12 protein-coding genes and 1 tRNA gene are annotated in these 12,115 nt (G+C 54.9%); 5 read left to right on the top strand and 8 right to left on the bottom strand.

Annotated features, from left to right (window positions below):
- From Q7U71_01085 to Q7U71_01065, 5 genes are all read right to left on the bottom strand, one after another.
- Positions 1–317: hypothetical protein (locus Q7U71_01085; protein MDO9390351.1), on the bottom strand; the 317-nt coding region annotated here is incomplete at its 3' end.
- A gap of 35 nt (positions 318–352) precedes the next feature.
- Positions 353–1,762 carry a radical SAM protein gene (locus Q7U71_01080; protein ID MDO9390350.1) on the bottom strand — a complete coding sequence of 470 codons (1,410 nt, stop codon included), beginning with the start codon at positions 1,760–1,762 and terminating at the stop codon, positions 353–355.
- The gene (locus tag Q7U71_01075; GenBank protein MDO9390349.1) at positions 1,759–2,430 is read right to left on the bottom strand and encodes a glycosyltransferase family 2 protein; all 672 of its coding nucleotides are present in this window, start codon (positions 2,428–2,430) and stop codon (positions 1,759–1,761) included. Before Q7U71_01075 ends, Q7U71_01080 begins: the two co-directional genes overlap by 4 nt.
- Positions 2,427–3,467, bottom strand: coding sequence for a tetratricopeptide repeat protein (locus tag Q7U71_01070; GenBank protein ID MDO9390348.1), 1,041 nt, complete (start codon positions 3,465–3,467; stop codon positions 2,427–2,429). The genes Q7U71_01075 and Q7U71_01070 overlap by 4 nt, the downstream gene beginning before the upstream one ends.
- The gene (locus Q7U71_01065) at positions 3,464–4,648 is read right to left on the bottom strand and encodes an NAD(P)/FAD-dependent oxidoreductase (GenBank protein ID MDO9390347.1); all 1,185 of its coding nucleotides are present in this window, start codon (positions 4,646–4,648) and stop codon (positions 3,464–3,466) included. The genes Q7U71_01070 and Q7U71_01065 overlap by 4 nt, the downstream gene beginning before the upstream one ends.
- Before the next feature lie 134 nt (positions 4,649–4,782).
- Here Q7U71_01065 and Q7U71_01060 point away from each other — a divergent pair, with 134 nt between their 5' ends.
- Genes Q7U71_01060 through Q7U71_01045 form a run of 4 tightly spaced genes read left to right on the top strand, consistent with a single transcriptional unit; the run spans position 4,783 to position 10,547 of the window.
- On the top strand, positions 4,783–6,939 hold the full coding sequence (locus Q7U71_01060; GenBank protein ID MDO9390346.1) for a two-component regulator propeller domain-containing protein: 2,157 nt from the start codon (positions 4,783–4,785) through the stop codon (positions 6,937–6,939).
- 3 nt (positions 6,940–6,942) lie between these two features.
- A complete protein-coding gene (locus tag Q7U71_01055) occupies positions 6,943–8,196 on the top strand; it encodes a glycosyltransferase family 4 protein (GenBank protein MDO9390345.1) in 1,254 nt (417 codons plus the stop codon).
- A complete protein-coding gene (locus Q7U71_01050) occupies positions 8,193–9,635 on the top strand; it encodes a glycosyltransferase family 39 protein (GenBank protein MDO9390344.1) in 1,443 nt (480 codons plus the stop codon). The genes Q7U71_01055 and Q7U71_01050 overlap by 4 nt, the downstream gene beginning before the upstream one ends.
- Positions 9,636–9,683: 48 nt before the next feature.
- Positions 9,684–10,547: a glycosyltransferase family 2 protein gene (locus Q7U71_01045; protein MDO9390343.1), complete on the top strand. Its 864-nt coding sequence runs from the start codon at positions 9,684–9,686 to the stop codon at positions 10,545–10,547.
- Between the two features lie 46 nt (positions 10,548–10,593).
- On the opposite strand, the gene smpB is transcribed toward Q7U71_01045, so the two are convergent.
- Positions 10,594–11,052 (bottom strand): SsrA-binding protein SmpB, encoded by a 459-nt coding sequence (gene smpB / locus Q7U71_01040; GenBank protein ID MDO9390342.1) that lies wholly within the window; start codon positions 11,050–11,052, stop codon positions 10,594–10,596.
- Positions 11,053–11,099: 47 nt separating this feature from the next.
- Here smpB and Q7U71_01035 point away from each other — a divergent pair.
- A tRNA-Leu gene (locus Q7U71_01035) sits at positions 11,100–11,187 on the top strand.
- 130 nt (positions 11,188–11,317) lie between these two features.
- Here the strand turns inward: Q7U71_01035 and Q7U71_01030 are convergent.
- The gene (locus Q7U71_01030; GenBank protein MDO9390341.1) at positions 11,318–11,686 is read right to left on the bottom strand and encodes a DUF2007 domain-containing protein; all 369 of its coding nucleotides are present in this window, start codon (positions 11,684–11,686) and stop codon (positions 11,318–11,320) included.
- Positions 11,687–11,689: 3 nt separating this feature from the next.
- Positions 11,690–12,115, bottom strand: a 426-nt coding sequence (locus Q7U71_01025) for a GGDEF domain-containing protein (protein MDO9390340.1), incomplete at its 5' end; no start/stop codon positions are given.

Genomic DNA, 12,115 nt, shown 5'->3' with positions numbered 1-12,115 from the left:
ATGTAGGCCAGCAGGATGTTGAACAGGTGCCACAGCAGGCTGGTCAGATGGAAGCCGAAGGCGCCTGGGCCCCAGACCTTATAGTCCATCAGGTATGAGACGGTCCGCAGCGGCCGCCAGATCCCGTCCCAGAAGATGCTGGCCATGGAGCGGCTGGAGTTGGCAAAGTACTCCGGGACAAACCGCCACTCCCGGATCTTGGCGTTCTCCTGTACAAAAAATCGGTCATCGTACATGAAATCGGCCGAGAATACAGGCCAATAGGCGATGACCGTCAGGGCCAGGATCAGAATTATTTTATAATGTCTTTTTAGCAACCGTCGGCTTAATTATTATTTGTCGCATTGATCATTTATTGCCCCGCCCAGTCCCGGAACCCCCACAACGCCCTGAAGGCCTGCTTCCAGGCGGCCGGGGTTTTAAGGGACCTCATGGTCTTCAGTATCTGTCCGGGTCTCAGGTAAAATTCCCGGAAAGCCCTGCTCCTGAAGGATTCCACCTCGGCGGGGTCCAGCTCCGGCGTTTTGATTACGGAAAAATTCTGTTCAAAGAACCTCCAGTCCCGGTTGGTTATCCAGCCTTCATTATTAGCCTGGGTATAAAGATCAGAACCGGGAAAAGGCACCGCGGAATAGAACTGGGCAAAATCAAAATCCAGTTCCTTTGCCAGATCAAGGGTGGTTCTCAGATCCTCCCTGGTCTCCCCGGGGTATCCGAACATCACGTGGGCCGTGACCTGCAGGCCGGCCTTTTGGGCCATGGCCACTGCTTTCCGGGTCTGATCTACCTTGGTCCCCTTGGCCATCAGGTCCAGCATCCTCTGGCTGCCGGACTCCACCCCGAAGCCGATCATCCAGCAGCCAGCCTGTTGGAATCTTTCCAGCATCTCAGGATCCACCTGGTCCACCCGGCTGTTGCAGACCCAGCCGATATTGAGTTTTCGGGAGATTATCTCGTCCGCCACTGACAGGGCATGATCCCTGTCCAAGGTGAAGGATTCGGCCCAGAAAAGGAACTGTTTAACTCCGATGGTCTTGATGTCGTGTTCGATCTCATCCACGATCCTTTTGGGGGAGAACTTCCTCAGCCTTTTCCCGTAGTAGACATGGTCGGCGCAGAACCGGCAGTTGAAGGGACAGCCCCGGTTGGTGGCCAAAAGCAGGAAAGGCTGGTCCGAAAGCGGGAGTTTGTAAAGATTTTTGTCTATCAGATCCCAGGCCGGGTAGGGCAGGCTGTCAAGATCTTCCATGGCGGCCCGGAGCTGATTGTGAAAAACCTTTCCCTGTCGGCGGTAGCTGATGCCGGAGATCCCGTCATACTTTTCCGCTGAGACCAGCTCCATGGCGGTCTGCTCCGGCTCTCCCATTATTATAACATCCAGTCCTTTGGAAAGGCCGAAGGTCTCCTCCGGCAGGGCGGTGGGGTGTATCCCAAAAACTGCGGTCCGGCAGTTCGGCAGGGCTTGGGCCATTTCGTCGACCGTCTCCATGTCTCCGGCGATGGAAGGAGTGGCGCTGTTGAACAGGCACCAGTCGGGGGCGTATTCTTTGGCCAGTTGCAGCAGCCGGGGACGGGAGATATTTTCCACTATGCAGTCGTGCAGTTTAACCTGATGCCCGGCCCGGCGCAGCACCGCCGCGGTCAGGGCCAGGGAAAGCGGCGGCCAGACCGAGGTCCAGGCCCCGGCCCGCTGCATGCACCTTCCCTCCCGCACCTGGGACACCCCCAGATAGGCCGGGGGATTTACCAGCAAAACCTTCAAGTCAGCATCTCCCGGAAGATGTGCCACAGGAATCTCCAGCCCTGGCTGGTCTTCAGCTTGGAGACCCCGCCCTGCCGTGAATATTCGTGGCTGGCTATCTCGGTTATCCTCAGCCCCCGTTTGAGGGCCTTGATCACCATCTCCTGCTCGATCAGAAAATCGTCGGCTTTCAAACCCAGCTCCCTGGCCATCCGGGTGTCGATGGCCCTGAAACCGTTCTCGCAGTCGGTGATGTCGGCCTTCCAGCGCCAGTTCAGCATCAGGCTTATCAATGCTCCGCCGGTCTGGCGGACTATGTTGTCCAGTGTGCCGTGGAACTCGTCCGAACCGCCCCGCAATCTGGAAGCTATCACCAGGTCGGCCCGGCCTTCCATGATCGGCCGGACCAGTTCCGGGATGTCCGAGGACTGATGCGAGCCGTCGGCGTCCATCAGCACCAGGATCCCGCCCCGGGCTTTTTGTATGGCCAGCCGCACCCCGGACCCTTTGCCCCGGCCGTCATCGGCCAGCACATCCGCTCCTTCTTTCCGCGCTATCTCTGCCGTCCGGTCAACGGAACCGCCGTCAACCACCAGCAGTTCGCCGGCATGGGTTTTGGCGCCGAGCACCGCCCGGGCGATGGTGGATTCCTCATCCCTGGCAATTATGGCTACGGTGATATCTTTCACTGGCTGCTCTTCAATTTCTTCTCGGACTGTTTGAACACCTCGTAAGCCCGGCCTCTTTCATATTTCAGCCGCTGGGCCGACCGTTCGTCCAACGCCAGCCCCAGGGCCTTTTGGGAGGCCTCCAAAGCCTCCCGGTATTTTTTCTGCTGATAGTAGCACTTGGCCAGGCGGCTGCCTACCACCACCCGGTTGAAATTATTCATCGGCTGGCTTTGGTCCAGCAATTTCAACAGCCGGGCATATCCTGCGGAACCTTTGTCCCATTGCTTGGTCCTCCAGTGAACTTCCGGGGCTATCCAGAAAAACACGTGGTTCTGGGGGTAACTGCTTTCCAGCTGCCGGGCCTGCTCCAGGGCCAGCGGGTATTTTTCATAATCCACGTATATCCAGGCCAGGCCGTTCTGGGCCATTACCTTTGAATAGCGCCCCTTTTCTATGGCCAGCTTGATCTCGGCAATGCCCTGTTCCCGGTTGTCGCCGATGAAGGGCAGCCATTTTAATACGCTGGCGGCCTTGGTGCGGAAATAGTGAAAGGAACCTATGCCCATGTAGGCGTCATAAAGCCGGGGATCCAAAGCGGCGGCTTTGTTCAGGTCGGATACAGCCGAAAGCCCGTTGCTTAAGGCCGAAAAATAATCCTTGGTCCGGACCTTGATGGCGGCCCGGTAGGCGTAAGTCCCTCCCCGGATGAAAAAGGCCCAGGGGTCGTGGCCGTCATGCGCGATGGCCTGGCCGGAAAGGTCCAGCGAGCTGTCCAGCAATGTTCTCTGAAGATCATCCCAGACATCGGTCTCGTAGGCCATGGATCTGAGCTGGTAGGCCCCGGCCTTGAAAAAATATCCGGCTGGGTTTTTGGGATGCTGGTTTATGAAAGCATCGAAAGTGTCTATGGCTTCCTGATACTGTCCCTGGTAAAGGATCTCCAGCCCCCGGTCTATCCGGAGGTCAAATTCATCCCCCACCGCCGCCCTCAAGGATGAGGCGGGCCACAGCAGAAGGGCAAAAAGGAATACTGTCAAAGCTGATATTTTTTTCACAGCAGGTGCCTTCCCAACAGCAGCAGGCCGGGATCCGACACTACCACCTGTTTGGCCACGTCGATGGGATTTATTTTTGACGGATCCTTGTCCTTCAGCAGTTTGGACAGCAGCCGGGCGATCCGGTTCATGTCGTCATCTTCCAGTTTCAAGAAGGCCCGGCGGACCTTGGCGTGGTATTTGATGTCCTTCCACAGGCCCGACCACCAGAGGGCGGGATAATCCCCGAGCGCTTTTTCGTTTCCGGTCTTCAGGTATTCCGATATTTGGCGGGCGGCCATCTGCCCCGAGGCCATGGCAATGGCGATCCCGGCCCCGGACAGGGGATCGGTCAGCCGGGCGGCATCGCCGGCCAGCAGCACGTTCCTGGATACCATGGGATGGTCTTCCTCCAGCGCCGGCGTGCCTCCGCACATGGTCTCTATGATCCGGGCTTGGGGAAAATGTTTTTTTAGAAATTGATCCAGATATTCCCCGGGCTTTTTCCCCCCGGCCAGGTTACCCACTATCCCCAGACCCACATTGGCCCGGCCTTCCCCCTTTGGGAATACCCATAAATAGCCGCCGGGTGCGGTCTCCTTTCCCACCCAGAACCGTACCATGTCCGCGGGGCCGCCGATGCCGGACATCAGATACTGTGCGCAGGAATGCAGTTCTCCCGGTTTCATGGCCGTGTTCAGTCCGGCCCAGGCTCCGGTCAAAGATTCCACTCCGTCGGCCCCGATGACGGACCGGCAGGAAATATTATGGATCTGGTCCCGGTATACGACCTTGACCCCGGTAAAGACGCCCTTTTCATCAGCGATCAGCCCCACCGCCTCGGCATTTACCAGCACAAAAGCTCCGGCCTCGGCCGCCCGTTGGGCCAGCCAGCGGTCGAACAATTTGCGTTCCAGAACGTACCCCACACCCGGCCAGGGCACCGCCACTTCGGTGCCGTCCGGCGAATAAAGCACTGCCCCGTTGATGGGCGCAGCTATCCATTTGGGATCCGGCCGGCAGAACAGCTCCAGGCTCTTCAGGCTGACGGCCTCGGCGCAGCACAGGGGAACCCCGGGCTCCCGGTGTTTCTCCAAAAGCAGCACCGAATGACCGGACTGGGCTAAAGTTTCGGCGGCCAGGGAGCCGGCCGGACCGGCCCCGATGACAACTGTATCATATTGACGGTCGAGTAGTTCCATAGAACTTTATGTTAACATAACAGCCATATTATTTCAAGATATTTAAGTCCCAAAAGATGAATGGCTTTCCCTGGCAAAACATTCCAGTAAAAATTGTTGACTTTGGCGGGCCGGTTGGGTTATTATCTAAAGATATGAATAAAAGATCATCCATCAAACATTTTTGGCCGGGCTTGACCCTGGCGTTTCTGTTTTTAGGGTCAGCGGCGTCTTCCCAAAGCTGGACCAGCTATACCAATTATAACCAGGTGGTAAAACTGACGGCCGACCCAGTTTCTCCCCTGCTTTGGGGCGCCACCCCCGGCGGGGCCGTCTTGTTTTCCTGGCAGGATACATTGTTGGTGGAAAAATACGACAACACCAACGGCCTTCCCAATGTTGAGCTTACCTCTGTGACCGTGGACCGACACGGAGACAAATGGTTCGGCACCTATGGCGGCGGAATAGCCAGGCTGGATTCCACCGGGTCATCCTGGCGGGTCTTCAATGCCCTAGACGGCCTGATTTCGGACACGGTCACAGCCCTCTGCAGTTACCAGGATTACATCTTTGCCGGAACCAAACAGGGCTTGTCCTTTTCCAATGACTATGAATCCTGGCCGGGAATTTCCAATAATCTGATATTCCCCAATTTGCAGACCATTAATTCCATTGCCCAAAGGAACGATACTCTTTGGGTTGCCACCGATGTGGGCCTGGCCCGGGCTGCCGCTTCCTATTTTATCAGCCATGCTTTTCCCTCCTGGCAACGTGATTCGGCTTTCGGTTTAAGCTCGCGCAATGTCCAATGCATACTCTTGTCCGATTCAAGCAGCTTTATCGGAACCATGTCTGGGGCAGACAGCTTGGAGGGAACTACCTGGAGGACAATTGCCGACTTAAACGGACTGGTAGTCCGAGATATGGCTAAAAAGGGTGATTCCCTGTTCTTCGCTACCAGCCAAGGCATCAAATTGAGTTGCCAGGGCGTATGGACCACCCTTTCTGCGGGCCTTTTAAGTGCCAATGCTTATTCCTTAGCCATTGACGACCTGGGCCGCATCTGGTGCGGAACGGAGCTGGGGTTGGCTGTTTTGCAGGATACAGTTTGGCAGCCATTTCGTTTTAATTGTTTAAGCGAAAATAACTGCTTTAGAGTAACCTGCAGCCAGGATGGGAACCCATATGTCATCCGCCGGTCCCAAAAAGAAATTCAATACCTGCATAACGGGTGGTGGCAAACATACAACCAAGCCAGCACCGGCATGCCCTTTTCCCTTTTGGAGCGTTTGGCAATTGATAAATATGGAAATCTGCTGGCCGGAGATTGGGGGCAGGGGCTTTTCATCCGTAGTTCGGCAGGCCCGTGGAGGCAATACATGGCAGAACTGCCAACCAATGTAATTAAAAACATACTTTTAACGGAAAACGGGTTTTATCTGGCCCAATGGGGACATGATTACCGGGATCCCGTAACATTTTACAGTTATGCCGACACCATGTTTCATGTTTACTGGGGCCCCATAGAAACGATGCGGCCCAATGCCCTGGCCATTGATGGAGACGGGACCTTATGGGTGGGCACCAATGCGGCAGGACTTTATAATAGAAAAACCGATGGGCTGTGGCAAAATTTTAATGAATCTAACTCTGCATTGTCTACTGGTAATCCCGTAATCACAGTGTCCTGCGATAACAATGGCCGTCTTTGGATCGGCACTATAAACGGTCTGTTCTTTTATGATGGGGACAAAATATCACCCTTTTCCCATCCTTTGCTTTCAGGAGCGATCATTTCCATAAAAGTCGACCGGGCCAACAACAAATGGATCGGCACCGACAAAGGCCTTAATCTTATTACCTGGGATGGTCAAATGCTGGCTTATACCCAACGAGACTTGGGGAACAACGGCTCCAGGCTTTTAAGCGACAACATCAACGAAATTTCCATCGCTCCGATCGACGACCAAACCGACGGTATTTACATTGCAACCGAAAAAGGCCTGAACCTTTTAAAATACAACCTGGTGCTGCCCCGCCAGGCGCTTTCAGTGAATGTGGCGCCAAACCCTTACCGCCCGGGCCAGGATCCTTACTTTTACTTCAGCAACCTGCCCTCACAATCGGTGGTCAGAATATTCACTTTGGACGGCCGTCTGCTGGGAACATTCCATGGGCCCACGGCGCCGGAACATATTTTAGTTATTAACCCCGAAGATATACCGTCAAACCTTGTCTCCGGGCTCTATCTTTGCCATGTCAGCGCCCCGGGGTTCAAACAAACTGTCTGCAAACTGGCCGTCATCCGCTGAATCATGAAAAACCTTCTGATATTAAGCTACTACTACCCGCCCCTGGGATTAAGCGGGGTCCAGCGGACGGTCAAGTTCGTCAAATACCTTCCCCAGTTCGGCTGGAATCCCATCATCATAGCGCCCCGCCCCCGCGGCAGCTACGTATATGACCCGGCCCTTTGCGCCGAAGTGGCCCAAGCCAAGGTGTTCCGTACCTGTTCCCTGGACCCGCTCTTTTTATCTCCCCAAAAGAACACCGGGTCCGCCCTCCACAAGAACTCCCTTGCTTCCCGGGTCAACCGCTGGCTGATGCCGGACAATAAGTCCGGCTGGATCCCCTTTGCCCTGCAGGCCGGTTTGAAAGCAGCCAGACAATTCCCCATAGATGCCGTCTACTCCACCGCTCCCCCCTATTCCTCCCACCTGGCCGGGGTATTGCTGAAGAAACTTCTGGGACGGCCGCTGGTGGCTGATTTTCGTGATGCCTGGACCAGTTACACCTGGACCAAATATCCGGCCGGCATCCTGCGGAAATCGGACCATAAAATGGAAGAACTGGTTTTAAGGAACGCCGACCTTGTCACCGCCGTCAACAGCCGGATACTTGATGATCTCTGCGGCCTTCACCCCAGGATTGACGGCACCAAATTCCATTTGGTCTCCCACGGTTACGACCCCGAAGATTTTGACGGAGCCTCAAGACCGGATCCGGATCATTTTACCATTGCCTACACCGGCACTTTCATCAACAACCGCAGCCCCAGGACCCTGTTTGCGGCGGTCAAGATGCTGCGGAAGCAGAATGTTCCCGGACTGGACAAGCTGAGGATCGTGTTTGCCGGCAGCCATCGGGAGAGCGATCTGGCCCTGGTAAAAGAGTTTGATCTGAATTCCACGGTCCGATTCACCGGATACCTTAACCACCGGCAAAGCGTCCAGATCCTGACGGAGGCCGACCTGTTGTGGCTGGTGATGGGCCCGGAGGAGACCGCCAACGTCACTCCCGGCAAATTGTTTGAATATCTTGGCGCCCAAAGGCCCATCGCCGCCTCCATTCCTCCGAGCGGTGCAGCGGCCAAGCTGATCCTGGATGCCGGAGCCGGCTCCGTGACCTCGTCTGATGATGCCTCCGGCTTGGCCGGGATCATCCGGCAGCAGATGTCGGCCTGGAAAAACCAGAAAGCAGCATCCCCGGTTGCCCCGGAAAAACTGAAATTCTTCGACCGGCGGCTCATCACCCAAAGGTTTGGCGCGTTACTGGACGGGCTGTCATGAGAGAACGGCTTTGGGAAAATATAAAGTCATTTAAGTTTGCCCCGGAAATGCTTTTGGCCGGTATCGCCCTGCTGGTCATGATCCCGTCTTTAGGCATCGGCCCGGTCAGCGATGATTTCTCCTGGCTGCAGCAGGCCAAACAGGGGCAATACCAAAGCATCGGACAATATCTTTCCCAGCCTGCCCCCTTCGGATATTTCCGCCCGCTGCCGATGCTTTTTTTTAAGACGGCCTGGCGGCTGTTCGGCCCTGCCCTGTGGCTTTACCGGTTGACCGCCTTATTGCTCTATGCCCTGACGGTGATATTGATCTACCGGCTGGCCCGCTTGTTTTCCTTTTCGGGCAGGGTTTCCCTGATTTCGTCGGTCATCTTTGCCCTGATGCCCTGTCACGCCGAAGCCCTTCTTTGGCTGTGCTCGGTGAACGAGCTTTTTTCGGCCTTTTTTGTTTTGGCCGGCATATACTTTTTCTTTTCCCGTCCTGGCTGGAGGGGTGCGTTAATATCCACCGTATTTTTCTTACTGGCCCTTTTGTCCCGTGAAAGCGCCTTTTGCTTCATTCCGCTTCTACTGATGTTTTCCCTGCCCCGTATCTTGGGAAACTGGCGGCGATTGGGATTGGCCGTCACAGTTCCGCCCCTTGCTTATGGACTCTTCAGAGCATTGTGGGTAAGAGGCCTTCCGGATTCTTATCTTCCTCCGGCTCCCGGACAGTTGGATATTAACCTGATAAGAGTTTTTAGCAGACTGGCTCAATATTTCATAAAAATGCTGCTGCCGGTCAAAAGCCTGATGGAGTTCTTTGCCTTTAGGCCCTATGTCTGGTTCCGGGAGATTTACAGTTCCCCGCAGATGCATCCGGTGGCCTTTTGGGCAACAAGTTTGGTCTCGCTGCTGGTCCTATTTTTCATTTTTTACCGGACAATAAAAGCATCCGGACAGCAGATCGTCTGGCCGCTTTTGTTTTCAGCCCTGGCTTTAGCGGTGTACCTTCCTTTTTACAATACCGGTGAACGTTTTCTTTATCTGCCTTCGGCCGGTGCGGCAGCCGGGCTGGCGGTCTGGATCGCAGGATTGATCGGCAAAAAAAGAAAACTGGGGCTCAGCCTGTTGGCATTGACTCTTATGGTTTACGGCGTTTCTTTCGGAAACCGCATCTATCGCTGGCATCAGGTGGGGCACTTAACCACGCAGGCCCTGGCCCGGCTGGAACAGAGAACGGAAGAACTTTCTCCGGGATCCCTGGTTTACCTGAAGGACATGCCCGGATTGATTTACGGAATTCCATTTTTCAGTTATTACACCTTTAACCACGCCTGGGAGTATACTTTCCCCGGCCGGAAGGTCGAGTATTATTTTGACCCGGCCCCCAAACCCCGGATAGCTGATGCCGTCTTTTCTTTTTCCCTGAAAGAGCTTGATTTTAAGACCCTGCCATAAAGATATTTTTTCCTCTTATAATGGAATGTTTAACATTCAGACATACACATGCCCCGAATATCAATAGTCATAGTGACCTGGAACAGCCAGGACTACATCCGCCCCTGTCTTGATTCCCTGTTTTCCCAAGGACAAGACGTGGACATCATTGCTGTTGACAATGACTCCCGGGACTCCACCCTGAATGCCCTGCGGGAGTATGGAGCCAGGATCAAGATCATTGAAAACCAAAGCAACCTCGGTTTTGCCCGGGCAGTAAATCAGGGATTGAAGCTGGCGGCTGGAGATTATATATTGCTTTTGAACCCCGATACCGTGCTTACTCCCGGCGCTCTGGGGGCCATGGCCGGCTACCTGGCTACGCATCCCAAAGTTTGGGCCCTGGGACCCCAGCTTTTGAATATTGACGGTTCGGTCCAGCGTTCCTGCCGCCAGTTCCCAGATGGCCGGATAATGTTTTATGAATTCACCGGCCTGTCCAAATTGTTCCCTAAAAATAAAATCTTCGGCAGGTGGCGGATGGGATATTTTGACCATCAGACCCCAGCCCAGGTAGACCAGCCCATGGGAGCTTGTTTAATTGTGAAACGGGAGATATTGGAGAAGGTGGGCCTGCTGGATGAAGAGAATTTTCCCATGTTCTTCAACGAGGTGGACTGGTGCCTGCGGATCAGCCGGGCCGGGGGACAGCTTTATTTTTTACCCCAGGCCAAAGTTTACCATCATCACGGCGCCAGCACCCGCCGGGTAAAGAGAGCCATGATCATCAGCTCCCACCAAAGTATGATCAGGTATTTTGCCAAGCACTACCCGTGCCGGTTATCCACCCTGCTGATCCGGATAATGAGCCGGCTGTCCCTTCCTTTCCGTCTTTGGCTGCAGGGCAATGGGGACACTGATGGAAATCATTAGCAAATGGGCCGGGTTAGCCTGATCCTCCTTAACGTAAAAGAGCGCATCATTCCCGATGCGCTCTTTTGCTTACCGCCCTGATCTCCCGTTCCACATCCCTTTTCTTGATGTCCTCCCGGCGGTCATAGAACTTCTTCCCTTTGCCCAGCGCCAGCTGGATCTTGACCCTCCCGTTCTTAAAATACATTGAAAGCGGGATCAGGGTCAACCCCTTCTCCTGGCTCTTGGAACACAGTCTTTTGATCTCGGCCTTGTGCAGCAGCAGTTTGCGGGGCCGGACAGATTCCTGGTTAAAACGGTTGCCGTGATCATAGGGTGAGATATGCATGCCGTATACAAAGACCTCGCCACCCTTGGCCTGGGCATAGCTCTCCTTGAGATTGGCCAATCCCTGCCGGATGGACTTGACCTCGGTCCCGGTCAGGGCCAGCCCGGCCTCCAGGGATTCCAGGATCTCGTAGTCGTGCCTGGCGCTGCGGTTTTGGATGCTGGGATCTTTTTGCATTTTTCCTTGACAGTAACTGGTATTATGGTTTATAATTACAGTTCTATGCCGGAGTGGTGAAATTTGGTATACGCGCAAGGCTCAGAACTTTGTGGTCGCAAGGCCATGGGGGTTCAAATCCCCCCTCCGGCACCATATAGGCTCCAAGTTATACAGTAGCCCGCCTTCGGCGGGCACAATTATTGCTTCATGTTTGACAATAGTCCGCCCCAGGCGGGCACAATGTATCCGAAAACAAACCGTAAGTGTTTCACTTGCGGTTTTTTTATTTTTCCCCCTCCTGTTCCTCCTGGGCCGGAGCAGAGAGATATTCCTTTATCAGGTTTTCGGCCCGGGCCAGGTCCCCCTCCAGCACTAAAAGCCGTCCCCAGCGCGGCCGGAGCATCATGGCCACGTCGGCGTAAGCCGGGATCTGCTCCGACTTCAATACGCATCTGATGCCGTTGTCGTTCAGCAAAGCTTCCAGGGCCTGTCCGATCATCGGATCCGGCGGGTCGAAGACCGACACCAGCTCAGCCTCCGGGACTGTCTCATCCGGAACATCCGGCAGCTTCCCGGCCAGAGGACTGCCGCAGTCGTAACAGGTCTGGAAACCCTCCCGGTATTCGGACCGGCATTTGGGGCAATATTTCATATTTTACTCCGCCATCTGAATCCGGTTCTTGCCGGATTCCTTTACCCGGTACATGGCCTTGTCGGCTTTGGACAGCAGCTCGTCCATGGTCTGGCCGTGTTCGGGGTAGACCGCTATCCCGATGCTGGCCGTTATCTTGCAGGAAAGCTTGTGGGCGGTTAAAAATGGCTCGGCCTCGATCTTTTTTCTGACGGCCTCGGCCAGGCTCTTGGCCTCGGCCGCCCCCTTGAACGGAAGGATGATCACATACTCGTCACCGCCGTAGCGCGAAGCCAGGTCGGGAGATTTGACCAGGGCTCCTATCCGGTCGGCCACCTCCTTCAAGGTCTGCCCCCCCAGCAGATGCCCGTAAGTATCGTCCACTTCCTTCATGTGATCCAGGTCGATGAACAGCACCGCCAGGTTTCTTCCCTGTTTTTTGGCTTCGGC

The organism is bacterium (assembly GCA_030655055.1).
Lineage (GTDB): Bacteria > Edwardsbacteria > AC1 > AC1 > EtOH8 > UBA5202.
The sequence above is the reverse complement of the archived record's forward strand: the minus strand, read 5'-3'. Positions and strand labels throughout refer to the sequence as shown.

Excerpts from the sequence above, each read along its gene's own strand:
- Q7U71_01065 (MDO9390347.1), bottom strand. The coding sequence starts at position 4,648 with ATGGAACTACTCGACCGTCAATATGATACAGTTGTCATCGGGGCCGGT.
- Q7U71_01060 (MDO9390346.1), top strand. The coding sequence starts at position 4,783 with ATGAATAAAAGATCATCCATCAAACATTTTTGGCCGGGCTTGACCCTG.
- Q7U71_01055 (MDO9390345.1), top strand. The coding sequence starts at position 6,943 with ATGAAAAACCTTCTGATATTAAGCTACTACTACCCGCCCCTGGGATTA.
- Q7U71_01050 (MDO9390344.1), top strand. The coding sequence starts at position 8,193 with ATGAGAGAACGGCTTTGGGAAAATATAAAGTCATTTAAGTTTGCCCCG.
- Q7U71_01045 (MDO9390343.1), top strand. The coding sequence starts at position 9,684 with ATGCCCCGAATATCAATAGTCATAGTGACCTGGAACAGCCAGGACTAC.
- smpB (MDO9390342.1), bottom strand. The coding sequence starts at position 11,052 with ATGCAAAAAGATCCCAGCATCCAAAACCGCAGCGCCAGGCACGACTAC.
- Q7U71_01030 (MDO9390341.1), bottom strand. The coding sequence starts at position 11,686 with ATGAAATATTGCCCCAAATGCCGGTCCGAATACCGGGAGGGTTTCCAG.